Genomic DNA, 24,623 nt, shown 5'->3' with positions numbered 1-24,623 from the left:
GCAATCTTCCTAAAACAACCTGCCGCCGTCCGGCACCTTGCGCTCGATGGCGCCAAGGACCACGGCGCCTTCCTCATCAGGGAAGCCGAGCGTGAGCACTTCCGACATGAACGGACCGATCTGGCGCGGCGGGAAATTCACCACCGCAAACACCTGCCGTCCCACCAGCGTTTCCGGCGCATAGTATTTCGTGATCTGTGCCGAGGATTTCTTCACGCCGATCTCAGGGCCGAAATCGATCTTCAGCTTGAAGGCGGGTTTGCGCGCCTCGGGGAAAGGCTCGGCCTCGACGATCGTGCCGGCACGGATGTCAACACGATCAAAATCGGCAAAGCTGATCTCGGGCTTGCGCGCGCTGCTCGAACTCATGGAAGCTCAAGCGTTGCCATAGGTCTCGAACAGGACGCCGGCCAGCGCATCCTTGGCCGAGGTTCCCGACCAGACAACGAACTGGAAGGCCTGGAAATAGCACTCGCAGGCTTCAAGCGCCGACGACAAAAGCACCTCGACCTGCTGGCTCGACGGTTCGACCCCGCCGGCGAGCAGCAGCGACTGGCGAAACATGATCGCGCCCTCCTGCTCCCAGAGATCGAAATGGCCAAACAGCATCTGCTCGTTGATCAGCGACAAAAGCCGCATCACTTCCAGCGCGCGGGCTTCCGGCACCTTGATGTCGAAAGCACAGGCCAGATGCAGCGCCTCGAAATCCTCCATCCATGAGAAGGAGACGTGATAGTCGGTCCAGCTGCCGGCAACCGAGATCGAGATTTCGTCATCGCCGGCCCGTTCGAAGGACCAGTCATTGTTATGGGCGACCTGCTCGATGACATCCACCGGATGGATGTCGCGGGAGAATTCGAGTTCGAGAAGTTCCATGGAATGCTTCCTGTGTTCAGGGGAGCGCCACACGCTCCGCGGGGCACACACGACGAACAATCTTGTCTTGAACTCGGACGGCCAGGACTTCACGACACAAAGACCCCGGACCCCACCGCCCGGCCGCATGACCCTGCTCCGAATCATGCAACAAATTCAGTCTATTGATCGGGAGTCGCGTGAACAGCCTAATTTTTCGCACTGCGTCATCAGCATGTGGAAAGGCGCTGTCACAAAGATTCATGCATTGCCGGTAAACGATTCACGTCAAAGCATTTTTTCGGATTGTGCTTTGTGGAAAAGTTCAAATTTATTTTTTTGCTTTGGGCTTTGCCGCAGCCGCAGGTGCGGCCTGTCCGGTCAATTCGGCAAGCCTGGCCTCGAGCGCGTCGATGCGGGCGGCCAGCCTGGTGTTTTCTTCGCGGGCCTTGGCAGCCATGTCGCGGGCAGCCTCGAACTCCTCGCGCTGCACCACATCCATGGTGTTGAGGATGCGCTCGGCCTGCCCCTTGAAGGCAGTCTCCACCTCGCGGCGCACGCCTTGTGCGGCACCCGCAGCATCGGTCATCAGCTTGGCGAATTCATCGAGAATGCGGTTCGGTCCGGTTGACATGGCAAATCCTCGCTTGCTCGAATTGACGTAGTGGCACTGCCTGCGGAATGCAAGAACGTTGAAGCTGGTGCGGCTTCATGTCGGACGCGATTTGGCTCACGGTCCGGCCGACAGATTGCTATTATCTCAAGTGGATTCTTGGAACGACGGTTGCCGTGACGGACAGTGCGGACTTGGAGAAGCGCTTTGCAGCACTCGATGCAGCACTCGCAAAGGGCATTTCGGATGCCGATGCGGGCCGGGTCAAGCCTGGCGACGAGGTGCTGGACAGGCTTGAAGCCAAATACAGGGCAATGGCAGAGAGAACCAAGTGAAGTTACTGGTCTTCGCAGACCAGCGGCCTAGTTTTCCTCACGACTTGCTCAGGCAAGAGTCACTCTCATTCAGGATCAACCAATGGCAACGCCCCCGCGCCGACCGACCAATCCGATGGAAGCCGCTGAAGCGGCCTTCAAGCCGGTCAAGAAACCCGCGCCTCCCATTCGCGAACCCTCCGCCGCACCAAACGTTCGCGAGCTTGTCTCGATCAGGATCGATCGCGCCGTGCTCGACCATTTCCAGGAAGATGGCCCCGGCTGGCAAGACAGGATCAACGATGCGCTCAGGCAATTGGTCGCCGGCAAGCCGCAGGGTTGAGCCCATTATCTCTGACGATCAGGCTGTCGTCACCTTGCCTTGACCCCGCCAAAACCCTGCCGCATGGTCCGCGCCCTAACGCGAGCCCTCCCAGGAGATCCTGTTGAACGACTATTTCCCGCTGCCGATGGCGTCGCTGTCCTTCCCCAACATCGACCCGATCCTGGTTCAGATCGGCCCGCTGGCTGTGCACTGGTACGGCGTCGGCTATATCGTCGGCATCCTGTTCGCCTGGTGGTACGCCAAGCGGCTCGTCACCAACACAAGGCTGTGGCCTGATGGCGTCTTGCCGATGAAGCCGATCGACCTCGACGATTTCATCGTCTGGGCCGCCGTCGGCGTCGTGCTCGGCGGACGCACCGGCTATGTGCTTTTCTACGATTTAAAGCGCTATATCGACCACCCGCTCGACATCTTCGCCGTCTGGCAGGGCGGCATGTCGTTCCATGGCGGCCTGCTTGGCGTCATCCTCGCCATGACGCTGTTTTCCCTCAAGCGCGGCATCCGCACCTGGACGCTGTTCGACGTGGTGGCAGCCGGCGTGCCGGTCGGGCTCGGCCTCGTCCGCATCGCGAACTTCGTCAATGCCGAACTCTGGGGTCGCGTGACCGACGTGTCGTGGGGCGTCGTCTTCTGCAACGAGCGTCTCCAGCAGACCGTGGCGGGTTGTGTCGCGGGCCTGGAGCCTCGCCATCCGAGCCAGCTCTACGAAGCGCTGCTCGAGGGCGCGGTGCTGTTCCTGGTCCTGCGCTTCCTCACCCATTCGCGGCTGAAGCTGAAGACGCCGCGCTTTGTCGGCGGCGCTTTCATTTGCGGCTACGGCCTGTCACGCATCTTCGTCGAGTTCTTCCGCGAGCCCGACCAGCAGCTCGGCTACCTCCTCGGCGGCTGGCTCACCATGGGCATGGTGCTGTCGCTGCCGATGGTGCTGGCCGGCATCTGGGCGATGGCCACAGCCAAACCGGCGCCGCAACCACAGCCGGCATGACACGGCTGAAGACCCGCATCGTCGACCTGATCGGCGCGCTCGGCCCCCTCCCCGTCAACGAGTACATGGCGCTCTGCCTGTTCGATCCCAGCGACGGCTACTACACCACGCGCGAGCCGTTCGGCGCCGCCGGCGACTTCGTCACCGCACCCGAGATCAGCCAGATGTTCGGCGAACTCGTCGCCGTCTGGCTCTATCAGGCCTGGCTGGCGATCGGCCGACCCCTGCCGGTCACCATCGCGGAGATCGGGCCTGGCCGCGGCACGCTGATGAAGGACATGCTTCGCACCCTGACGCGGCTCGATCCGGCTATCGCCGCCGGAGCCTCCTTCGCTCTGGTCGAGACCAGTCCGCGGCTGACCGAAATCCAGAAGCAGACGCTTGCCGAAACTTCGGTTGAGCTCGGCTGGCACGAAACCATCGCCACACTACCGCAGGCGCCGTTGCTGATTGTCGGCAACGAATTGTTCGACGCTGTGCCGATCCGCCAGTTCATCCGCGCCGGCGCCGGCTGGCGCGAACGGGTGATCGGCCTCGATGTCTCAGACGAGTTGAGCTTCTTCGCCGGCGCCGGCTCGGTCGAGGCGATGCTGCTGCCGGAAGACGCCGCCGAGGCGCCACAAGGCTCTATTTTCGAAATAGCACCGGCCCGCGCGGCACTGATGGCGACCATTGCCGAACGCATAGCCGACCACGGCGGCGCCGGGCTGTTCCCTGATTACGGCCATCTCCAGCCCGGTTTCGGCGACACATTGCAGGCCGTGCGCAGGCACGCCCCAGAAGATGTGCTGGCCAATCCCGGCGAAGCCGATCTCACCGCCCATGTCGACTTCGCGGCACTGGCCGCCGTCGTGCGGGCGCATGGCCTCGATGTGGAATTGGCGACGCAGGGCGACTTTCTGCTTGGCATGGGATTGCTTGAGCGAGCTGGCCAGTTGGGCAGCCAGGCAAGCCAAGAGGCACGACAAACCATTGCCGATGCCGTCGAGCGCCTGGCCGGACCCGACGGCATGGGCACGCTGTTCAAAATCCTGAAAATCCTGCCGCATCAGCCAGTCTGACCCTCAGAGATCGTTACAAGCCGTCCCGCCATGTCGCTTGTGGTCGCATGCCTGCTTTTGGCCAATGCAAAGTCGACGCAGCAGCACTGTCGCAATCACTCGGCCGAACTTCGCCTTGACGAAAACGCCGGCGCGGACAACAAACCCATCCATGCTGAATCAGACCAAACCGGATCCTGTTCGCTCGCCGCTGCTGGAAGCGGCCAAGCCGCGAGGTATCCGCCATGGCTATTTCACCCGTATCGGCGGCGTCTCCGGCGGCATCTATCAGGGACTTAACATCGGCACCGGGTCGGATGACGATCAGATGCTGGTCGCCGAGAACCGCCGCCGCGTCGCTGCCTGGATGGGTGTGCCGGCCAGCCATCTCCTGACCGCGCATCAGGTCCACTCGCCCGATGTCGTTATTGCCAGGGAACCCTTTCCCGGCCCGCGGCCCAAGGCCGACGCCATCGTCACCGACCGGCCGGGCATCGCCATCGGCGCCTCGACGGCCGATTGCGGCCCGGTGCTGTTCGCCGATGCGCAAGCGCGCATCATTGGCGCTGCACACGCCGGCTGGAAGGGCGCTTTCACCGGTGTGCTTGAAAACACCATTGCCGCGATGGAAAGCCTCGGCGCCCGCCGTGAGCGCATCATTGCGGTTCTCGGTCCTTCGATCGGCCCCGACAATTACGAGGTCGGGCCGGAATTCGTCGCCCGTTTCGTCGAAGCCGATGCCGAAAACATCGGCTATTTCGCGCCTTCGGCCAATCCGGCGCATGCAATGTTCGATCTCAACCTCTATACGGTCGACCGGCTGAAGAAGGCTGGCGTGACCGCGCAGGGGCTTGGCCGCTGCACCTATGCCGAGGAGGATCTCTTCTTTTCCTACCGGCGCGCGACGCATCGCAAGGAACCGGACTACGGTCGGCAGGTTTCGGCAATTGTTTTGGAGAACGGATAATGGCGCTGCATTTCGAACGGTCGGAATTTGACGCCCGGCGTGACCGGTTGATGATCGAGATGACGGAAAAGAAGCTCGATGCTGTACTGCTTTTCGCCCAGGAGAGCATGTACTGGCTAACCGGCTACGACACGTTCGGCTTCTGTTTCTTCCAGTGCCTGGTTGTGAAGGCTGACGGCTCGATGGTGCTGCTCACCCGCTCGGCCGATTTGCGCCAGGCGCGCCACACATCGATCATCGACAACATCGTGCTGTGGACCGACCGCGACGGCGCCAACCCGGCGGTCGACCTGCGCAACCTGCTCAACGACCTCAATCTCCTCGGCGCTCGCATCGGCGTCGAATACGACACCCATGGCCTGACCGCCTTCAATGGCCGCCGCGTCGACGAGCAGCTGCAGACCTTCGGCCAGATCGCCGACGCCTCCGGTATTGTCGGCCGTCTGCGCCTGTTCAAGAGCCCGGCTGAAATCGCCAAGGCCGAAAAGGCCGCCAACCTTTCCGACGACGCGCTCGAAGCGGCCCTGCCGCTGATCAAGCAGGGCGGCGACGAAGCGCTGATCCTTGCCGCCATGCAGGGCGCGGTGTTTGCCGGCGGCGGCGACTATCCGGCCAATGAATTCATCATCGGCTCGGGCATCGACGCGCTGCTCTGCCGCTACAAGGCCGGGCGCCGCAAGCTGACCAAGAACGATCAGCTGACGCTCGAATGGGCCGGCGTGTTCCATCACTATCACGCGCCGATGATGCGCACCGTACTGACCGGCAAGGCGTCGAAGCGTCATCAGGAGCTGTTCGACGCCGCCCGCGCGGCTCTTCTGGCGGTCGAGAAGGCGATGACGCCCGGCAACACCTTCGGCGACGTCTTCGACGCGCATGCCCGCACGCTGGAGGCGCACAGCCTGACCAAGCATCGGTTGAATGCCTGCGGCTATTCCGTCGGCGCCCGCTTCACCCCGTCCTGGATGGACATGCCGATGTTCTACCAGGGCAATCCCGAGCCGATCGCGCCCAACATGACATTGTTCGCGCACATGATCATCATGGACTCCGAAACCGAGACGGCGATGACGCTTGGCCGCACCTACCTGACCACCGAATCCCAGCCGAAGCCGCTTTCACGCCATGATCTCGACTTGATCGTACAGTGAATCCATAATGGTTGGTCCACGCGGGGGCGTTCACGACTAAGGAGTTTTCGGGCAGATGAGACGATCGCATGTGACGACCGTGTCATTGCTCGCAGCGCTTGTGCTAGCCGCTTGCACCAACGCCAAGGACGTCCTTGAGCCGTCCGCCATCACGCCGCCGGCAGCCTCGGCTCAGCCCTTGGCTGCCCCGGGCATTGCGCCCGCCGCCACACCAGCGCCGGCCGTCGGCGCCACGACACCCGCCAACCCCGCGCAGAGCGCCGCCGCTTTGTCGAAGACCCGGCTGCAGATCGCGCCGATCGTCGGCGCCTCGGTGGAAGCGGCAACGCCGCTGACGGCCGAACTGCAGACACGCGCCAAGCAGCGCGGCATCACCCTTGCCGGCAGCGCCGACCAAGCCGCCACCCATGTGCTGAAGGGCTACTTCTCGACGATGACGGAAGGCAAGGACACCACCGTTATCTATGTCTGGGACGTCTATGACCCCGCCGGCAACCGGCTACACCGCATCAATGGCCAGCAGAAGGCGCCCTCGGTCAATGCCGCCGAAGGCTGGCCCGCGGTTGCACCCGCTACCATGCAGGCGGTCGCCGACCAGACGATCGACCAGTTCGCGGCCTGGCTCGGCGGCAGCGCCGGCTGATCCGCCTGTTACCGGCTTCCGTTCACTGTTGACGTTTTTGAGATTAGCCGGCGGATTCCCGTCAACGAGGCTTGCAATACCGGCACGGCTCGCTACAAGCCCGATTAAGAGGACCTCCCCATCCTTCGCCAGGAACGGTGCATGAAGCTTTTCGCGGGCAATTCCAACCGGGTGCTGGCCGAAGCGGTCGCCCGCTATCTCAATGTCCCGCTGGGCAAGGCCAGCGTCAGACGCTTCGCCGATCAGGAAATCTTCGTCGAAATCCAGGAAAACGTGCGCGGCGAGGATGTCTTCATCCTGCAGTCGACCTCGTTCCCGACCAACGATCATCTGATGGAACTGCTCATCATGATCGATGCCTTCATGCGCTCCTCGGCCAAGCGCATCACCGCGGTCATCCCATATTTCGGTTACGCCAGGCAGGATCGCCGGGCCTCGGGCCGCACACCGATCTCGGCGAAGCTGGTCGCCAACATGATCACCCGCGCCGGCGTCGACCGCGTCTTGACGCTCGACCTCCATGCCGGCCAGATCCAGGGTTTTTTCGACATTCCGACCGACAATCTGTTCTCGGTGCCGGTGATGGCCCGTGACGTGAAGGCAAAATACAAACAGCTTGCCAATGTCGTCGTCGTCTCGCCCGACATCGGCGGCGTGGTGCGCGCCCGCGCGCTCGCCAAACGCTTCGACGCACAACTGGCCATCGTCGACAAGCGCCGCGAACGTCCCGGTGAATCCGAAGTGATGAACATCATCGGCGCGGTCGCCGGCAAGGATTGCCTGCTGATCGACGACATCGTCGATTCCGGCGGCACGCTGTGCAACGCCGCCGATGCGCTGCTCGCCAACGGCGCTACCAGCGTCACCGCCTATATCACCCACGGCGTGCTGTCGGGCGGTGCGGTCGCCCGCATCAGCGGCTCGAAGCTGCAGGAACTGGTGATCACCGATTCCATCCAGCCGACGCAAGGCGTGCTCGACGCCCCGAATATCCGCGTCATCTCCATCGCCGACCTGATGGGCGAGGCGATTTCGCGCACAGCGACCGAAGAGTCCGTGTCGAGCCTGTTCGATTAATCCATGTTGCCCAAAAGCGTGCCCCCGGGCCTGGCTCGGGGGTAATCTCGTTTTTGGAATCTGCCCCAAACCGTCGTGAAAGGAGCCAGCTGATGCGCAATCGAATCAAGGCTGCAGGCATCGCAGGAATGCTTCTCGCAATCGGCATCGCCAGCGCGGCCTATGCGCCGACAATCGCTCCGGTTTCGACCGCGCAGGCGCAAACGGAATATCTTCCCACCGAAAAGGATTTCATCGGCAAATGGAGCATCGCAGGGTCCGCAATCCGGCCACCGCGTGATCTGAAAGAGCCGGCGAAGCCCGACCAGGAAGCGGCTGCGACCGAATTTCAGCAGACTGTGACCGCCTTTTATGGCGCCTTCGACTATCTGGAGATCACGGCGGACGGCCGCTACAATTTTCACCAACCGGGTGACCCGGCATCGGGGCCTTGCGTCTGGTGCGGGACATGGTCGTTCAAGAACGATTCCGTGTGGCTCGAACTGGACACGGCACCCAGGCTCGACATCTACACCGAGGGCGGCGACATGCAGATGACCTACACGGCCGAGCCTGAAGAGACGTCACGATACAAATGGCTTGTTTTCAGCTGGACCAAGGCTGATTGAACTGAGGGGTGAGGCGTTCTCGCGCACGCCAACCGAAGCATCGGTGTCAAGCCCGATCTCCTGAGGCGGGCAGTCAGTCCATGGTTGCATTGTGCGAGGAGTTCACCATGGCCATACTGCCCCTCCAATCAACGGAGGAGTAGCAGATGCGGCGTAGGACTTTGCTCGGGCTCGCGGTTTCCATTGCAGCCACCCTTTCAGTACCGGCGGCCTGGGCCGCCGATTTTCCGGACCGGACCATCACCATGGTTGTCCCCTTTTCCGCCGGTGGCTCGACGGATCTGGTCGCGCGCCTAGTCGCCAACAAGATGTCCGAAAAGCTGGGCCAGCAGATTGTCGTCGAAAATGTCGGCGGCGCCGGGGGCAGCATCGGCGCTGCCCAGGTCGCCCGAGCCGAACCGGACGGCTACACGATCCTGATGGGCACGGTCGCAACCCACGCGCTCAACCCGCTGATCCTGAAGACAAAGCCCTACGATGCGGAGAAGGATTTTGCGCCGATATCGTTGCTCGTGCTGGTGCCAAACGTCCTGGTCGTGAACCCTGAATTCCCTGCCAAGGACGTCAAGGAACTGATCGAGATGCTGAAGAAGGACCCGGACAAATATGCCTACGCCTCATCAGGCAATGGCACCCCGCTCCATCTCTCCGGCGAGCTTTTCAAGACGATGGCCGGCGTCAGCATGCAGCACATTCCCTACAAGGGCGCCGGACCGGCCTTGAACGACGTTATCGGCAATCAGGTGCCGATGATGTTCGACAACCTCCCCTCTTCATCGGGCCATATCAAGAGCGGGACGCTGAGAGCGCTTGGCGTCACCACCAAGGAGCGCGTTCCCTCCTTCCCCGACATACCGGCCATTGCCGAAACCATTCCCGGCTATGAAACCTACAGCTGGAACGCTCTGTTCGCGCCCGCAGGCACGCCGCCGGAGGCCGTCGCCGTTCTTCAGAAGGCGGCAGTTGAAGCCCTGAAAGACCCTGATGTGATCGCCCGCATGGCCCAGTTCAGCGCCTCGATCGTGGCCTCCACCCCGGAAGAGCTTGGAGTGCATGTGAAGGCCGAACTCGCCAAATGGGAACCGATCGTCAAGGCCAGCGGCGTTCAGCTGGACTAGGGCCTACGGCAAAGTACTGCGGGCTTTTCCTGGCGCTACGGCGCCGGGGCCTCAAGTCGGGGCTGAGCCCGCCGCATGCCTTCGTCGCGGGCGCCGCGCATATAGCCGCGCGGCGAGGCGCCAAGCATGCGCTTGAACATGGTTATGAATGCCGGCACGCTGTCATAACCGAGGTCGAGCGCCACCCTGGTGATCGGCTCGCCATCGGCGAGCCTGGGCAGGGCCGCAAACAGGCAGGCCTGCTGGCGCCAAGTCGACAAGGACAGTCCGGTCTGGCGCTGGAAGGCGCGGGTGAACGAACGGCGGCTCATGCCTGCGGCATCCGCCCACTCGTCGATCGTGGCGTGCGGCGAAGGTGCCGCGACAAAGCGTCGGCAGAGCGCCGCCAGCTTCGGGTCGGACGGGAACGGCAGCCCGAGCGGCCGTTCCGGCAAGGTCGGGATCTCGTGCAGCAAGAGGTTCATGATCAGCCCGCCGCGGCCTTCCAGTTCGCTGCCTTGCGGCAGCTTTTCCGATTCGACGATCAGGCTGTGCATCAGCTCGGTGATGCCGACGACGCGCAAACCTTCCGGCAGGCCGGGGATAGCGCCCGGCATGACATAGACCGAGCGCATCGAGACGTCGCCCAGCATTTCGACGGAATGCTCGGTGCCGGCCGGTATCCACATTGCGTGGTCGGGCGGCACCATCCAGCGCCCGTACCTGGTCGTCACCAGCACGACACCGACCAGCGCATGCAGCAGCTGGCTGCGGCTGTGGCGGTGTTGCGGCACGAGGTAACCGTCGGGATATTCGGTCGGCAAAGCCACCGCCGGCCCGGAAACCTCCTCCAGCCACTGCCAGCGGCTTTCGTGCAATCGGCCGAGATCGGCATTGCCGGCGCGGAAGATGTCCCTGCCATGTGGCATCGGCTATGGCCCACTTGCGAAACTATTGGACCAAACCACGAAAGAAGTCGCCTGGCAAGCGGCTTATAAGGCAGCCATCCCCAAGGCGCTCCGCAGGGGCGTCGCCCAAGCGCTTCAGACGAGCGTCCTTAAGGCGGTCCGCGGGAGCGGCCGCCAAGCCTGCCCGCGGGCAAACACCCGCCAAAAAGACCTCGGAGCCTGCCTTGACCGATACGACAGCCACCAGCATTGCACCGCAGCCAAGCGCCAGCCTCCCTTCAGCCCAGGCGACCGCCTTCACCGTCATTCTGGCGGTGAGCTTTTGCCACGGCATCAACGACATCATGCAATCGCTGCTGCCGGCGATCTATCCGCTGCTGAAAGAGAACTACGGTCTCGATTTCTGGCAGATCGGTCTTTTGACCTTCACGTTCCAGGTCACGGCGTCGCTGCTGCAGCCGGTCATCGGCATGATCACCGACAAGCGGCCAATGCCCTATTCGCTGCCCTACGGAATGGCGTCCTCGCTGATTGGCCTGATCGTGCTCGCCTATGCCGGCCACTATGCGCTGCTTCTGGTCGGCGCCTCGCTGATCGGCATCGGCTCGGCGATCTTCCATCCGGAATCCTCGCGCATTGCCCGCTTTGCCTCCGGCGGCCGCTTTGGCCTGGCGCAATCTTTGTTCCAGGTCGGCGGCAATTTCGGCCAGTCGATGGGGCCGCTGCTCGCTGCCTTCATCGTCGTGCCCTTCGGCCAGACCAGCATTTCATGGTTCGCCGTCGGGTCTCTGATCGGCATCATCGTTTTGTCGCGGGTCGGCGGCTGGTACAGCCGGATGCGCGCCGCGCAGGGCAATCGCAAGGCGGCAAGCTTCGTCTCCCCCTTCCCGCGCAAGAAGGTGATGGGAGCGCTGGCGGTGCTGACGCTGCTGGTGCTGACCAAGAACGCCTACATCGCCTCGCTCTCCAGCTACTACACCTTTTATTCCATCCATAAGTTCGGCGTGTCGGTGCAGATGAGCCAGGTCATGCTGTTCCTGTTCCTCGGCGCCTCGGCGCTGGGCATCCTGCTCGGCGGACCGTTCGGCGACCGCTACGGCCAGAAGGCGATGATCTGGTTCTCGATCGTCGGCGTGCTGCCGTTCACGCTGGCGCTGCCCTACGCCAATTTCGAATGGACGATGGTGCTGACGGTGCTGATCGGCCTGATCCTGTCCTCGGCCTTCTCCAACATCGTCGTGTTTGCGCAGGAGTTGGTGCCGGGACGTGTCGGCACCATCGCGGGGATCTTCTTCGGCTTCGCCTTCGGCATGGGCGGCATTGCAGCCGCCGTGCTCGGCGTCGTCGCCGACATGAAGGGCATCGATTTCGTCTTCCAGATCTGCTCGTATCTGCCGCTGCTCGGCCTGCTGACGGTGTTCCTGCCCAACATGAAGGAAGCCAGGAAGGCGCAAGCGGCGGCCAGATAAAACCGGTCGATTTTGCGGATTTGACGCAGGGCGCGGCATTGCTGCGCTCTCTGTGATTCTTTCACCATGCGCTGGTTGAAAAGCCTGCTAGAGATAGTCATCAACGAAGGCTTGGGGCCTTCGACGTCTCTGGGGGATGACATGCACAAGATCGTATTGGCCGTATTGGGTGTGCTTCTTGTTACCTTGCCGGCGACGGCACGCATCGTTCCCTTTCCGCCGGGTTTCAAGACGCAGTCCGTCGAAACCAACGGCACCAAACTCTATGTGCGCGTTGGCGGCAAGGGTCCCGCCGTCGTGCTGCTGCACGGCTTTGCCGATACCGGAGACATGTGGGGCGCCGCGGCCATCGCCCTCGCAAAGGACCACACCGTCATCGTGCCGGACCTGCGCGGCATGGGTCTGTCGGCCCACCCGGAAGCGGGCTACGCCAAGAAGAACCAGGCCGTGGACATCGCCGGCGTGTTGGATGCCCTGAAGATCGACAAGGCAGATCTCGTCACCCACGACATCGGCAACATGGTCGGCTATGCGCTTGCCGCGCAATATCCCAAGCGCATCACCAAATGGGTCATCATCGATGCTCCGCTGCCCGGCATCGGCGATTGGGAAAAGATCAAGCAAAGCCCGCTGCTTTGGCACTTCAACTTCCGCGGCCCGGATATGGAGCGGCTGGTCGCAGGGCGCGAGCGCATCTATCTCGATCGCTTCTACAACGAACTGTCGGCTGACCCCAAGAAGATCGACGAGGCCACGCGCAAGCACTACGCCAAACTCTATGCCCGTCCGCATGCGATGCATGATGCTTTCGAGCAGTTCAAAGCCTTCGACCAGGATGCGATCGACAACCAGGCGATGCTCGCCGCCGGCGGCAAACTGACCATGCCGGTACTGGCTGTCGGCGGTGAAAAATCCGCTGGCACTACGCAGGCCGATCTCCTGCGGCTTGTTGCGACCGATGTCACGGGCGGCATCGTGCCCGCTTCCGGACACTGGATCATGGAGGAAAACCCCGACGACACCGTCAAGCTGATCACTGGTTTTCTCGATAAGTAGGCACTGTCCCGCTGACATTTCGACGAAACCAAAAGCACCCGCCTGACGGCGGGTGCTTTGCCTATCCAGGTGGACGATTCTAGGCCTTGAAGAAGGCCAGCAGGTCGGCGTTGATGACATCGGCATGGGTGGTCGCCATGCCATGCGGGAAGCCCTTGTAGATCTTGAGCTCGCCCTTCTTGAGCAGCTTGACCGAGAGCAGGGCAGAGTCGGCGATGGGAACGATCTGGTCGTCGTCGCCATGCATGACCAGCACCGGCACGTCGATGGCCTTCAGATCGTCGGTGAAGTCGGTTTCCGAGAACGCCTTGATGCAATCATAATGCGCCTTGGTGCCGCCCATCATTCCCTGGCGCCACCAATTCTCGACGACAGCCTGCGATACCTGGGCGCCGGGGCGGTTGAAGCCGTAGAACGGGCCGGCCGCAATATCGTGGAAAAACTGGGCGCGGTTGGCTGCCTGGGCGGAGCGGAAACCATCGAACACCTCGATCGGCAGGCCACCCGGATTGGCCGCCGTCTTCAGCATGATCGGCGGCACCGCGCCGAGCAGTGCGGCCTTGGCGACACGGCCACCGGAACCGTACTTCGCGACATAGCGGGCCACTTCGCCGCCACCGGTGGAATGGCCGACATGGATCGCGTCCTTGAGGTCGAGATGCGCCGCAAGCTCCGCGACATCAGCGGCGTAGGTGTCCATCTCGTTGCCGGTATCGGTCTGGGTGGAGCGGCCATGGCCGCGCCGGTCATGGGCAATGACGCGATAGCCCTTGGACAGGAAGAACAGCATCTGGGCGTCCCAGTCGTCGCTGCTCAGCGGCCAGCCGTGATGGAAGACGATGGGTTGTCCCGTTCCCCAATCCTTGTAGAAAATTTCGGTGCCGTCCTTGGTGGTGATCGTGCTGCTGCCGGGCTTGGTCATCTCGCTCTCCATTGATTGCTTCCGCGATAATCAATATCGCGATAACCATACGACTAGCGCAGGTCCAAATCCTTGTCTACAGAAAATATGTATCGCGATATCATTTTTCGTGCTACATATTGATGTGCTCAGTCGGCAAAGGAATGCCTCGTGCCTCTCCCGTTGGACAACCAGCTCTGCTTCACGCTTTACGCCACCAGCATGGCAATCAATCGCACCTACAAGCCCATGCTGGACGAGATGGGCATCACCTATCCGCAATATCTCGTGCTGAACGCACTTGCCGAAGCCGGCGGGATGTCGGTCGGCTCGATTGCGCACAGGCTCGCTTTGGAATCGAGCACCATCACGCCGCTGGTGAAGCGCATGGAACAGGCCGGTCTCGTCACCCGCCAGCGCAGCCAGACGGACGAGCGCCAAGTGCAGGTCGACCTGACGCCTGCCGGCCGCGCGCTGCTCGTCCAGTGCAACTGCCTCAACGAAACCCTGATCGAACGCTCGGGCATGACGATGGCTGATCTCGATGCCTTGAATCGGCGGATCCAGGCGCTGCGCGAAGCGTTGAGCAGCAAGCCGGACTAGCTGCCCTACAAACACGCCAGGCTTAATCCTTGCCGGCCAGCCAGCGCACGACGTTGCCCATCAGCTTGCCGTAGAGCGGCCAGCCGAGAAAGTCCTGCGACAGCCAGTGCGGGCCGATATCCGTCGCCCAGGCGACAGTGCGGCCGTGGCCAACGCTGCGAGCAGCAAGCAGCGGCCAGTCCGTGCCGCGATACTGGCAGGTCGCCAGAAGCTGGGACGAGCCGTCGCGCCTGAAATCGAGTTTGTTCATGCCGAGGATCGGCGGCAACGGACCCGCGACACCGGCAAGGATCGGATGCGACGCCTGAAGGATCGACGGCTGCAGGCCTTGCGGCACTTCCAGCCCGTCCGAGAATGGCAGGCAGCGCACGGGCAGCACGTCCTCGACCGGGGTGTCGTGGAAACGCGCCGTGCCGAACATGCCCTGGAACCCCATATAGCCGCCGGCCAGCATCAGCCCGCCGCCGCCTTCGACATAGGCCTTGAGGACGTCGAGGCGGTTGACGCCGATGCGCCCGGCGCGGGCCTCCGGCGTGACCAGCAAGGTCAGCGCGCCGACATCGGAGATCACCACCGCCTGGTATTCGGCCAGCGCGTCGAGGTCATACGGAAATTCGGCCGCACAGCGATCGCCACCGATCTGCGTCACCGCTATGCCCTCTGCGGCAAGGGCGGCATTGAAGGCCGTCGCGCCATTCACCCATGTCGCACTTGTCAGAACGTCGCCGCCGGCAGCGACCGACGTCGTCGCCGCGAAGGTCTCGCCTGCCAGCAAGAGTTTCATCGTCGCCCTCACGCTTTTCGACTGACAATTGAACGAGCGGGCGCCGGCTTGAACCGGCGCCCGCCGGGCCTTGGGAGGCTTAGAACTTAAACTCGGCCAGGTTTTCCGGCGTCACGATCTTGGCCGGGCCAAGGATCAGTTCGCCGCTGGCCCCGATCGTGTATTCGCCGAGCCTGCCCGCCGTGAACTTCTCACCTTCCTTGCCGGTGATCTTGCACTGCGCCAGCGCCTGGGCCGCCTGATAGGTCAGGTAGCCGAGATCGGTGACATTCCACCAGATATCCTGGGCAGAGCCATCCTTGATGTATTTCGAAATCAAAGTGGCCGGCGCAAGGCCGGTCAGCTTGACCTTGCCGATCATGCCGGCTTCCTCGAGTGCGCGCGCGGCCGCCGGAAGGCCAATGCCTGCCGGCACGATGATCACCTTGAGATCCGGAAACGCCTGCACCAGCGCCAAGGCCTGCTGCTGGTTGACCTGCTCGCTCTCCTCGCCATAGGCGACCTGCACCAGTTTCATCTTGGCGTATTTCGGCTCTGCCGCCATCTTCGCCTTCATGAAGTCGATCCAGGCGTTCTGGTTGGTCGCCGTCGGCGTCGACGACAGGATGGCGAACTCGCCTTCGCCGCCGCTGAGGTTGAATGCGCTTTCCAGCATCATTTCGGCCAGACTGTCGCCCTTCACCTGGTTCACGAACACCGCGCGCGCATCGGCCGCGACGTCGGAATCGTACGATATCACCCGGACGCCTTGCTGAACGGCGCGCTTCAGCGCAGGCGCAACCGCATTGGCGTCGTTGCCGGCGATAGCGATGACCCCGACCTTCTGCGACACAAGGCTGTTGATGAATTCGATCTGTGCCTCGGCCGTCGCCTGCGACGGGGCAACCTGGGTGGCGGTGCCGCCAATTTCCTTCGCAGCCTCCTCGGCGCCGCCGAAAGCCACCTTGAAGTAGGGATCGGTGTCGAGCTTGGGCAGGAAGCCGACGGTCACCGGTTCCTTGGCGCATTCCTGGCTGTAGGCCAGCGAGGCCGGCGCAAGCAGAACCGCGGATGCGAGCAGGGCTATTCTAAACGCTTTCATTGTGTCTCCTCCGTCAGAATTCGGGCTTGAAGAAAGGGGCCCGAGATCACCCCTTGGTTTCGCGCAGGACGCGCGATCTTGACAGCCGCTCCTCCAGGGAGCGCCAGTAATTGCCGACCAGCAGCGAGCCGATCAGAAGCAGGCCGATGATCATGCCTTGAGCGTCGCCGCCGATCTGGTTGAGCGCCAGCACATTTCGGATGATGGCGATCAACAGCAGCGCCAGCATGACCCCCGTGAGCCGCCCCTTACCACCGAAGACGCTGACGCCGCCGAGCAGCACGATGGTGATGACATCGAGCTCCATGCCGAGCGCATTGTTGGCGCGGGCGTTGGAGAGGCGCGCGGTATAGACGATGCCGGCGATGGCTGCGACCATGCCCGAAACGACGAACAGCTTCAGCACCATTTTGCGCGTATCGATGCCGGAATAACGCGCCACTTCGGGGCTGCCGCCGAGCGCATAGATGCGCTTGCCGGTCGGCGTCTTCTGCAGCACCACCGCGAAGATCGGCGCCAGCAGCAGGAACGGCACGATGGTCCACGGGATTTGTGTGCCCGGCAGATTGCTGATGCCGAAATCGACGACCGCCGGCGGCAATATGTTGACCGAACCGGTGCCGAGCAGGATGTAGCCAATGCCCCGATAGAGCGCCATGGTGCCGAGCGTCACCACCAGCGACTGCAGCCCCAGCCCTGAAACCAGATAGCCATTGAAGGCGCCGAGCAGGCCGCCGAAGACCAGCGTCAGCGGAATGGCCGCCAGCGTCGGCACGCCGCCCTGGACGAGCAGGCCAAACACCACGGATGTCAGCGCCAGCACCGAGGCGATCGACAGGTCGATCTCGCGGGTGATGATGAGCAGCGTCATCGGCAGGATCAGCAACGCCTTTTCCGAGGCGCTTGCGGCCAATTGCGAGAGGTTGAAGCCGGAGACGAAATTCGGCACGAAGACCGCCGCATAGATAAAGACGGCGAGGCAGGCGGTCGCCAGCAGCAGATCCCAGAAGTCGATCGAGCGGATAAACTTTCTCATCTCGCCCTCGCCTGTCTTGCCTGTTCGGCACGCCGCACGATGAAGGTGTCGATGCCGATGGCAACCAGGATCACCAGGCCATAGACGCCCTGCAGCCAGAGCGGGTCGACACGCACCAGCGTCAGCCCGTTCTTGATGACCAAGAGAGTGAGCGCGCCAAGGATGATGCCGAGCAGCGTGCCCGAGCCGCCGCGGATGGCGACGCCGCCGACCACTGCCGAGGCGATCACCGTGAGTTCGAAGCCGAGCGCGACGCGGGCATCGATGGTGGCATAGCGCGATGCCCACAGCGCCCCGCACAGACCGCCGAGCAGGCCGGCCATGCCGAAGGCCAGCAGAATGCGCCGGTCGACCGGGATGCCGATCAGCCGTGCGCCGTCGGGGTTGGAGCCGGTGGCAAACAGCTCGCGCCCGGTTGCGGTGCGATAGAGCAGCACATAGCCGGCGCACAGGATGACAATAGCGATGATGACGATCAGCGGCACGCCTGCGATCTTCAGCCCGGTCATGTCGAGCCAGGCTTGCGTGACTTCGTCGGCGCTGACCTGGTCGCCCGCCGCCCAGATCGAGTTGAAACCGCGGAAGATCGACATCGAAGCCAGCGTAACGACGATGGCCGGGATCTTTCCCCAGGTAACGACAAGGCCGTTGAGCAGTCCGGCAAAGCCGCCGACCGCGCAGGCGGTGATCAGGCCGATGCCGATGTCCAATCCGGGATAGGCCTGAACCATGCTGGCCGCCATATAGGCGGAGAGGCCGATCACAGCTGCGATCGACAGGTCGATGTTGCGGGTGATCAGCACCAGCATCTGCGCCAGTGCGGCGACAATCAGCAAGGCCGCGTCCATCGACACAGCGGTGAGGTTCGCCGCGCTCACCATGCGCGGGTTGATGATGGTAACCGGGATGGCGACGGCGAGCATCGCGGCGAGCAGCCCGAACTCCCGCCGCTTCAGAAAATCGAACGGTCCTTTTGCCTTTTCCTCCCGGGCGGCGCGTTCTATCTGCGCTGCCTGGCCGGCGCGTTCATCGGTCCTGGTCGCCGCTTCCAGTACTTTTTCCTGCGTGGCTTGCCCGCGCGAAAACTCGGCAGTCTGGCGGCCTTCGCGCAGCACGACAATGCGGTCGCACATGCCGATCAGCTCGGGCATCTCTGACGAGATCAAAAGGATCGCCATGCCTTGCGCGGCAAGGTCCGCGATCATTGCATGCACTTCCGCCTTGGTGCCGACATCGATGCCTTGCGTCGGCTCGTCGAGGATGAGCACGCGCGGCTCGGTGCGCAGCCACTTGGCCAGCACCACCTTCTGCTGGTTGCCGCCGGATAACTCTTTCACCGGCTGCCCGTAGCCGGAAAAGCGCAGCTTCATGCGCTTCAGCCAGTCCGCCACCAGACCGATGGCGCGGTCGGTGCCGTAGAGACCGCGTTGTGCGGCCTTGTCGAGAACAGGTAGCACCGCATTGTCGAGGATGGAGAAATCCATCACCAGGCTCTGGCCCATGCGATCTTCCGACACATAGGCGATGCGCGCATCCATGGCGTCGCGCGCCGAGGCGAACTGCACGGGCTTGCCGTCGATCAGGATTTCGCCGGCGTCGGGCCGGTCGATACCGAACAGCACGCGCGCAATCTCGGTGCGTCCGCTGCCGACCAGGCCGCCAAGCCCCAGCACCTCGCCGGCGTGAAGCTTGAGGTCGATACCGGTAAAGCCGCCGGCGCGCGAAAGTCCCTTCCCCTCCAGCACCAGCGCGCCTGAGGCATGGCGCCGTTCGGGATAGAGGTCGGTGACTTCACGCCCGACCATCATGCTGATGGCGGCAGCACGGCCAAGCTCGGCCTTCGGCTTGACGCCGATCAGGCGCCCGTCGCGCAGCACCGCGATGCGGTCGGCGATGCGGAAGATCTCGTCCATACGGTGGCCGACGAACATCATCGCCACGCCGTGCAGCCTGAGATCGGCAACGACGGAAAACAGCCGCTCGACCTCGCGCTGCGACAGCGCCGCCGTCGGTTCGTCCATGATCAGCACGCGCGCATCCAGCGATAGCGCCCGGGCTATTTCGACCAGTTGCTGTTCTGAGGTACGCAGGGTTCCCAGCCGCGTTGCCGCCGGCACGTCGAGGCCGACGGTCGCCAGCACCTTGCGGGCGCCGGCCAGCATGGCGGCATTGTCGATGCCGCCAAAGCGGTCGCGCGGCATGTGGCCGAGATAGATGTTCTCCGCCACCGACAGATCGGGAAACAGGCCAGGATGCTGGTGCATGACCGCAATGCCGGCCGCCTGCGCGTCATGCGGCGAATGGAAGACGGCTGATTTGCCGTCAACCTCGACATGACCGCTGGTGGGAGAATGCACACCGGCCAGAAGCTTCACGCAGGTGCTCTTGCCGGCGCCGTTTTCGCCAAGCAGCGCCAGCACCTCGCCGGAGCGCAATTCGAAGGAGGCGTCCTTGAGCGCAATCGTGCCGCCGAAAGCCTTCGTCGCCTGAACCAGGGCAACAGGAACAGCCCGCACCACCGCAGCGTCGGCTTCGCTTTGTGTGCTCGAGTGCAGCACGTCTCCTCCCTGACTAGTTATTTTTTCAATTTGCTATATTAAATAGCGCAAAGGCGCAACGGCAAAATTGACTTCCATGGTTCCGACGCGCACTGTCGCCGCCAACATAGGCACCGCAGGGTGCGCTCGGCCGCAGGTGGTTTGCGGGCTTCGCGCCGGGAACGGGACATTTGGGGAGTGTGCGGGTTTTGTCAGGGAAAGGCAGCAATTCTGTCAAAGTTCGGCACTATAATGAGCGTTTCGTGCTCGACGCCATCCGTCGCCTCAAGGAAGCCTCCAAGTCCGATCTGGCGCGCGCGGCAAGCCTGACGCCGGCGGCCGTCGCTGCCATCGTCGACGGCCTGGAATCTTCCGGATTCGTAAAGCAAGTGGGAAAAAGGTTCGGGCAGCGCGGTTCGCCCTCCACGCTTTACCGGCTGACGCCGGAGCGCATCTACAGCGTCGGCATCAAGATCGGCCGGCGTGCGCTTGAAGCCGTTCTGGTCGACTTCGCCGGTGAAATCCGCGCAAGAGAGTCGCACGAATACCGCTTCCCCGATCCTGATTTGGTGCTGAAGGCCGGCAACATGGCGCTGGCCACCTTCGAAAAGCTGGTGGATGGGCTTGGCGATGCCAGCATCGTCGGCGTCGGCATTGCCTCACCCTATTTCCTCGGCGGCTGGAGCGAGGAACTCGGCTTTCCCGACGATCTCGGCAGCCGCTGGGAGGCGATCGACCTGACGACATGCTTTGCCACGCCGGCGAAGACGCCGGTGTTCGTGGAAAACGACGCCACGTCGGCGGCGCTGGCCGAACTTGTCCAGGGCGCCGGCGCCCGCTTTCGCGATTTCATGCACATCTCGATCGACACTTTTGTCGGCGGCGGCCTGGTGCAAGGCGGCAGGGTCCATACCGGGCCGCATGGCAACAGCGCTGCCCTCGGACCCTTGCCGGTCTCGCCCTCAAGCCTCGATTCGGTGGCGGCGAAGCCTGCGCGCTACCAGAGCCTGCTGCATCGCGCCTCGATCTATGTGCTGGTCAATCACCTGAGGTCGCGCGGCGTGGTGATCAATCGTGTGCGGGAACTCGATCCGTTGCCAGCCGAAGCGCGCGTGCCGCTGTTCGAATGGATCGACGATTGTGCGAGCGCGCTGGTCGAGGCGATCATCGCCATCACCTCCATCATCGACATCGAGGCCATCGTTCTCGACTCGATCCTGCCCAGGCCGATCCATCTCGAACTGCTGGCAAGGGTGCAGACCCAGTTCAACCAGGCCAGCGCAATCGGCATCGTGGCGCCGGAGATCGTGTCGGGGCAATTCGGCCCTGAGGCCTCCTCGATCGGCGCTGCCATGCTTCCGTTCTCGGCGCTGCTGGCGCCCGACAGCGGCGTGCTCATGATCGGCAAGGACCGGACGAAACTGCTGAGCGCTCTGTCCACGCTCGGTGGCGCCAAGGGAAACGGATCAAATCCGCCCACCGACCTGCCGGCCTGAGCGCAATGCGGCGCGCCCAACGCAGGCATCGGCCGCCCTTGCCCGCCATGGCTTGCACGCCTGCCCGCCTTCCGCTATAGAGCCGCCACCCGCGTAGACACCCTTGGAGGCAACGCGGCGGAAGGCTGCCTTCCCTTGTGATCCCGAACAAAGCTCCGCGTATGCGGTTTCTGGCATTCGGACATCCAGGCCTGGCGGCTTTCGACGTTTACGGTCCAGGCACACTGCCACCGCAAACGCTCCATAAAACGCGAAAGGAAATGCCATGAGCCACGATACTTACGAGCTCAAGGCCGAAGCGCGCGAACAGGTCGGTAAGGGGTCCGCCCGTGCAGTTCGCCGCAACGGTAAAGTGCCTGCAGTTATCTACGGCGACAGACAGCCTCCCCTGGCGATTGCGCTGAACTACAAGGACGTCTTCTACAAAATCCATGGCGGCGGGTTTTTGACCACGATCGCCACGATCGATGTCGACGGCAAGAAAATCCAGGTTCTGCCCAAGGATTTCCAGCTCGACCCGGTCAAGGATTTCCCGGTCCATGTCGACTTCCTGCGCATCGGCAAGGACACCGAGGTCAACGTCGACGTGCCCGTCCACTTCATCAATGAAGACAAGTCGCCCGGCATCAAACGCGGCGGCGTGCTCAACATCGTGCGTCACGAAGTCGAGTTCCACTGCCCGGCCAATGCGATCCCGGAATTCATCACCGTCGATCTCACCGGCGCCGACATTGGCGATTCGATCCACATCTCGGCGGTTACCTTGCCGGCCGGCGTCAAGCCGGTGATCTCCGATCGCGATTTCACCATCGCGACCATTGCCGGCTCCTCGGCGATGAAGCCGGAGACGGAAGAGACGGCGGAAGCGGCAGCCCCCGAAGCGGCGGCTCCTGCTGCCGAAGAGAAGTAATTTTCGGGCCCGGAGTTCACGATGCTTGTCTTTGCAGGCCTCGGCAATCCGGGCGCGAAATACGCTGATAACCGGCACAATGTCGGCTTCATGGCGGCGGACGCAATTGCCCGCCGCCATTCGTTTTCGCCCTGGTCGAAGAAGTTCCAGGGCCTGATCGCCGAAGGCACGATTGCCGGCGAAAAGATTCTTCTGATCAAGCCGCAGACCTTCATGAACCTGTCGGGACAGCCGGTCGGCGAAGCCCTGCGCTTCTACAAGCTCGGCCCCGAGGCGCTGACCGTCTTTTACGACGAGATCGACCTGCCGGCCGGCAAATTGCGGGTTAAGGTCGGCGGTGGCGCCGGCGGACACAACGGCATCCGTTCGCTCGACCAGCATGTCGGCAAGAACTTTCGCCGCGTGCGCATCGGCGTCGGCCATCCCGGCGTCCGGGAAATGGTGCAGTCCCATGTGCTCGGCGATTTCGCCAAGGCCGACCGCGAATGGCTGGACGTGCTGCTCGACACCATCGCCGACGATGCCGGGCTGCTGGCCAAGGGCGACGACAGTTCTTTCATGAACCGGGTGACGCTGGCCTTGCGCGACAAACTAACGCCAACCGGCGACGACGACCGGCCGCCGCCAAAGGCGCCGAAGGCTGAGGGCCCGAAAGCTCAAAGCCACATCCGCCAGGCACGGCCACAGCAGGCGCCGGCCAAGCTGCCGGAAAGCGGCCCGATGGCCGCCATGCTGAAGAAACTGTTCGGCAAGAAGGACTGAGCGTCGACAGGATCGGGACCGCGGGGCTTGACGTTGCTCACTCCTATCGCCCATAGCCCTCATCAAATTTCTAGTTTCCCGATAGGACCGGACACATGGGTTTCAAATGCGGCATCGTTGGCTTGCCCAACGTCGGCAAGTCGACGCTTTTCAACGCGTTGACCAGGACGGCGGCGGCGCAGGCCGCCAACTATCCGTTCTGCACCATCGAACCGAACACCGGCGAGGTGGCGGTGCCTGATCCGCGGCTGCAGAAGATCGCCGCAATCGCCAAGTCTAAGGAGATCATCCCGACCCGCATCTCCTTCGTCGACATCGCCGGCCTGGTGCGCGGCGCCTCCAAGGGCGAAGGGCTGGGCAACCAGTTCCTCGCCAACATCCGTGAGGTCGACGCCATCGTGCATGTGCTGCGCTGTTTCGAGGATGACGACATCACCCATGTCGAGGGCAAAATCGACCCTGTCGCCGACGCCGATACGGTCGAGACCGAGCTGATGCTCGCCGACCTCGACAGCCTCGAGCGCCGCATCGTGCAGATCCGCAAGCGCGCCGGCAGCAAGGACAAGGAAGCAACCACCGTGCTGCCGATGATGGAGGCAGCACTCGAGCTCCTCCAGGCCGGCAAGCCGACCCGCATCCTGCTCAACGGCATTTCAGCGGAAGACCTGCGCATCCTGCAGGGACTGAACCTCTTGACCTCGCACCCCGTGCTCTATGTATGCAACGTCGCCGAAGCCGACGCCGCCACCGGCAACGAGCACACCAAAGCCGTGGAAAAGATGGCGACCGCGCAAGGCGCCGGCACCGTGGTGATCTCGGCCGCGATCGAGGCCGAAGTCGCCCAGCTCTCCGACGAGGAAGAGATGGAGTTCCTGTCCTCGCTCGGCCTCGACGAGCCTGGCCTCAACAAGGTCATCCGCGCCGGCTACGATCTGTTGCATCTCATCACCTATTTCACCGCCGGGCCGAAGGAGACGCGCGCCTGGACGATCCACAAGGGCGACAAGGCCCCGCAGGCGGCCGGCGTCATCCACACCGATTTCGAGCGCGGCTTCATCCGCGCCCAGACCATCGCCTACAACGACTACATCACGCTAGGCGGCGAAGTGGCGGCCAAGGAAGCCGGCAAGGCGCGCGACGAAGGCAAGGAATATGTGGTCCAGGATGGCGATGTCCTGCTGTTCAAGTTCAACACCTGAGACGCCGAGGCTCTCGCGGCTCGCGCGCTGACGGCGGCCGATCACGGCTTCGTCAAGTGGAGGAGCCGGCATGCCGCTTCGCTTGACTGCCCTTGGCACCGGGTCTATGGCCGTTTGCATGCGACTTGGCCGTCCCCGTGGGAACGGCGGCGCGTGCAAGACCCATCGCTATTAAACGAAACCTT

Annotated in this window: 26 protein-coding genes; 17 read left to right on the top strand and 9 right to left on the bottom strand. The window is 63.0% G+C overall.

What is annotated here, in order from left to right; translation table 11 throughout:
• Nucleotides 1-9: 9 nt before the first annotated feature.
• From NKI37_RS05075 to NKI37_RS05065, 3 genes are all read right to left on the bottom strand, one after another.
• Entirely contained in the window at nt 10-369 is a 360-nt protein-coding gene (locus tag NKI37_RS05075; protein ID WP_023672028.1) for a tRNA-binding protein, read from the bottom strand.
• A gap of 6 nt (nt 370-375) precedes the next feature.
• On the bottom strand, nt 376-876 hold the full coding sequence (locus tag NKI37_RS05070; protein ID WP_352789440.1) for a type III secretion system chaperone family protein: 501 nt from the start codon (nt 874-876) through the stop codon (nt 376-378).
• Nucleotides 877-1,186: 310 nt separating this feature from the next.
• Nucleotides 1,187-1,489 (bottom strand): accessory factor UbiK family protein, encoded by a 303-nt coding sequence (locus tag NKI37_RS05065; RefSeq protein WP_023711152.1) that lies wholly within the window; start codon nt 1,487-1,489, stop codon nt 1,187-1,189.
• Between the two features lie 77 nt (nt 1,490-1,566).
• On the opposite strand from NKI37_RS05065, the gene NKI37_RS05060 reads away from it, so the two are divergent.
• The 10 genes from NKI37_RS05060 (at nt 1,567) to NKI37_RS05015 (ending at nt 9,717) form a co-directional block, all read left to right on the top strand.
• Entirely contained in the window at nt 1,567-1,803 is a 237-nt protein-coding gene (locus tag NKI37_RS05060) for a hypothetical protein (protein WP_352789438.1), read from the top strand.
• Between the two features lie 82 nt (nt 1,804-1,885).
• Nucleotides 1,886-2,125 (top strand): BrnA antitoxin family protein, encoded by a 240-nt coding sequence (locus NKI37_RS05055; protein ID WP_023683720.1) that lies wholly within the window; start codon nt 1,886-1,888, stop codon nt 2,123-2,125.
• Nucleotides 2,126-2,228: 103 nt separating this feature from the next.
• Nucleotides 2,229-3,113 carry a prolipoprotein diacylglyceryl transferase gene (gene lgt / locus NKI37_RS05050; RefSeq protein WP_352789437.1) on the top strand — a complete coding sequence of 295 codons (885 nt, stop codon included), beginning with the start codon at nt 2,229-2,231 and terminating at the stop codon, nt 3,111-3,113.
• Nucleotides 3,110-4,174 carry a class I SAM-dependent methyltransferase gene (locus NKI37_RS05045; protein ID WP_352521345.1) on the top strand — a complete coding sequence of 355 codons (1,065 nt, stop codon included), beginning with the start codon at nt 3,110-3,112 and terminating at the stop codon, nt 4,172-4,174. Before lgt ends, NKI37_RS05045 begins: the two co-directional genes overlap by 4 nt.
• Nucleotides 4,175-4,325: 151 nt before the next feature.
• Complete coding sequence (gene pgeF, locus NKI37_RS05040) at nt 4,326-5,120, top strand: peptidoglycan editing factor PgeF (RefSeq protein ID WP_023695793.1); 795 nt, start codon at nt 4,326-4,328, stop codon at nt 5,118-5,120.
• On the top strand, nt 5,120-6,271 hold the full coding sequence (locus NKI37_RS05035; RefSeq protein ID WP_023733348.1) for a M24 family metallopeptidase: 1,152 nt from the start codon (nt 5,120-5,122) through the stop codon (nt 6,269-6,271). The genes pgeF and NKI37_RS05035 overlap by 1 nt, the downstream gene beginning before the upstream one ends.
• 55 nt (nt 6,272-6,326) lie before the next feature.
• On the top strand, nt 6,327-6,914 hold the full coding sequence (locus NKI37_RS05030; RefSeq protein WP_023695795.1) for a hypothetical protein: 588 nt from the start codon (nt 6,327-6,329) through the stop codon (nt 6,912-6,914).
• A 141-nt stretch (nt 6,915-7,055) separates the two neighbouring features.
• Nucleotides 7,056-7,991 carry a ribose-phosphate pyrophosphokinase gene (locus NKI37_RS05025; RefSeq protein WP_023686119.1) on the top strand — a complete coding sequence of 312 codons (936 nt, stop codon included), beginning with the start codon at nt 7,056-7,058 and terminating at the stop codon, nt 7,989-7,991.
• Between the two features lie 92 nt (nt 7,992-8,083).
• Nucleotides 8,084-8,599 carry a hypothetical protein gene (locus NKI37_RS05020; protein WP_023670049.1) on the top strand — a complete coding sequence of 172 codons (516 nt, stop codon included), beginning with the start codon at nt 8,084-8,086 and terminating at the stop codon, nt 8,597-8,599.
• Nucleotides 8,600-8,745: 146 nt separating this feature from the next.
• A complete protein-coding gene (locus tag NKI37_RS05015) occupies nt 8,746-9,717 on the top strand; it encodes a Bug family tripartite tricarboxylate transporter substrate binding protein (protein WP_023695796.1) in 972 nt (323 codons plus the stop codon).
• A 35-nt stretch (nt 9,718-9,752) separates the two neighbouring features.
• Here the strand turns inward: NKI37_RS05015 and NKI37_RS05010 are convergent, their stop codons facing one another.
• Complete coding sequence (locus tag NKI37_RS05010) at nt 9,753-10,625, bottom strand: AraC family transcriptional regulator (RefSeq protein WP_352510482.1); 873 nt, start codon at nt 10,623-10,625, stop codon at nt 9,753-9,755.
• A gap of 203 nt (nt 10,626-10,828) precedes the next feature.
• Between NKI37_RS05010 and NKI37_RS05005 the strand changes: the two genes are divergently transcribed.
• Nucleotides 10,829-12,073, top strand: a complete 1,245-nt coding sequence (locus NKI37_RS05005) for an MFS transporter (RefSeq protein WP_023670046.1) — start codon at nt 10,829-10,831, stop codon at nt 12,071-12,073.
• A 141-nt stretch (nt 12,074-12,214) separates the two neighbouring features.
• Entirely contained in the window at nt 12,215-13,129 is a 915-nt protein-coding gene (locus NKI37_RS05000; RefSeq protein WP_352789434.1) for an alpha/beta fold hydrolase, read from the top strand.
• A 79-nt stretch (nt 13,130-13,208) separates the two neighbouring features.
• Here the strand turns inward: NKI37_RS05000 and NKI37_RS04995 are convergent, their stop codons facing one another.
• A complete protein-coding gene (locus NKI37_RS04995) occupies nt 13,209-14,051 on the bottom strand; it encodes an alpha/beta fold hydrolase (protein ID WP_155921599.1) in 843 nt (280 codons plus the stop codon).
• A gap of 150 nt (nt 14,052-14,201) precedes the next feature.
• On the opposite strand from NKI37_RS04995, the gene NKI37_RS04990 reads away from it, so the two are divergent.
• Nucleotides 14,202-14,633, top strand: a complete 432-nt coding sequence (locus NKI37_RS04990) for a MarR family winged helix-turn-helix transcriptional regulator (RefSeq protein WP_023670043.1) — start codon at nt 14,202-14,204, stop codon at nt 14,631-14,633.
• A gap of 22 nt (nt 14,634-14,655) precedes the next feature.
• Here the strand turns inward: NKI37_RS04990 and NKI37_RS04985 are convergent, their stop codons facing one another.
• The 4 genes from NKI37_RS04985 to NKI37_RS04970 all read right to left on the bottom strand — a co-directional run bounded on the left by NKI37_RS04985 (nt 14,656) and on the right by NKI37_RS04970 (nt 20,092).
• Entirely contained in the window at nt 14,656-15,417 is a 762-nt protein-coding gene (locus tag NKI37_RS04985; RefSeq protein ID WP_352789432.1) for a glutamine amidotransferase, read from the bottom strand.
• A 79-nt stretch (nt 15,418-15,496) separates the two neighbouring features.
• Nucleotides 15,497-16,498: a rhamnose ABC transporter substrate-binding protein gene (locus tag NKI37_RS04980; RefSeq protein ID WP_031203833.1), complete on the bottom strand. Its 1,002-nt coding sequence runs from the start codon at nt 16,496-16,498 to the stop codon at nt 15,497-15,499.
• A 46-nt stretch (nt 16,499-16,544) separates the two neighbouring features.
• On the bottom strand, nt 16,545-17,534 hold the full coding sequence (locus tag NKI37_RS04975) for an ABC transporter permease (protein ID WP_023670040.1): 990 nt from the start codon (nt 17,532-17,534) through the stop codon (nt 16,545-16,547).
• Nucleotides 17,531-20,092 (bottom strand): ATP-binding cassette domain-containing protein, encoded by a 2,562-nt coding sequence (locus NKI37_RS04970; RefSeq protein WP_352510480.1) that lies wholly within the window; start codon nt 20,090-20,092, stop codon nt 17,531-17,533. Before NKI37_RS04970 ends, NKI37_RS04975 begins: the two co-directional genes overlap by 4 nt.
• A gap of 242 nt (nt 20,093-20,334) precedes the next feature.
• On the opposite strand from NKI37_RS04970, the gene NKI37_RS04965 reads away from it, so the two are divergent.
• From NKI37_RS04965 to ychF, 4 genes are all read left to right on the top strand, one after another.
• Nucleotides 20,335-21,567, top strand: a complete 1,233-nt coding sequence (locus tag NKI37_RS04965; RefSeq protein WP_023701572.1) for an ROK family transcriptional regulator — start codon at nt 20,335-20,337, stop codon at nt 21,565-21,567.
• 265 nt (nt 21,568-21,832) lie between these two features.
• Nucleotides 21,833-22,477 carry a 50S ribosomal protein L25/general stress protein Ctc gene (locus NKI37_RS04960; RefSeq protein ID WP_023686131.1) on the top strand — a complete coding sequence of 215 codons (645 nt, stop codon included), beginning with the start codon at nt 21,833-21,835 and terminating at the stop codon, nt 22,475-22,477.
• A 21-nt stretch (nt 22,478-22,498) separates the two neighbouring features.
• Nucleotides 22,499-23,239: an aminoacyl-tRNA hydrolase gene (gene pth / locus NKI37_RS04955; RefSeq protein WP_023701571.1), complete on the top strand. Its 741-nt coding sequence runs from the start codon at nt 22,499-22,501 to the stop codon at nt 23,237-23,239.
• Between the two features lie 95 nt (nt 23,240-23,334).
• A complete protein-coding gene (ychF, locus tag NKI37_RS04950) occupies nt 23,335-24,438 on the top strand; it encodes a redox-regulated ATPase YchF (RefSeq protein WP_023701570.1) in 1,104 nt (367 codons plus the stop codon).
• The last annotated feature ends 185 nt before the right edge of the window (nt 24,439-24,623 follow it).

Source organism: Mesorhizobium sp. M0626, assembly GCF_040320665.1.
Classification (GTDB): Bacteria; Pseudomonadota; Alphaproteobacteria; order Rhizobiales; family Rhizobiaceae; genus Mesorhizobium.
Note: the sequence above shows the minus strand (reverse complement) of the source record. Positions and strands in the feature narration are given on the sequence as shown.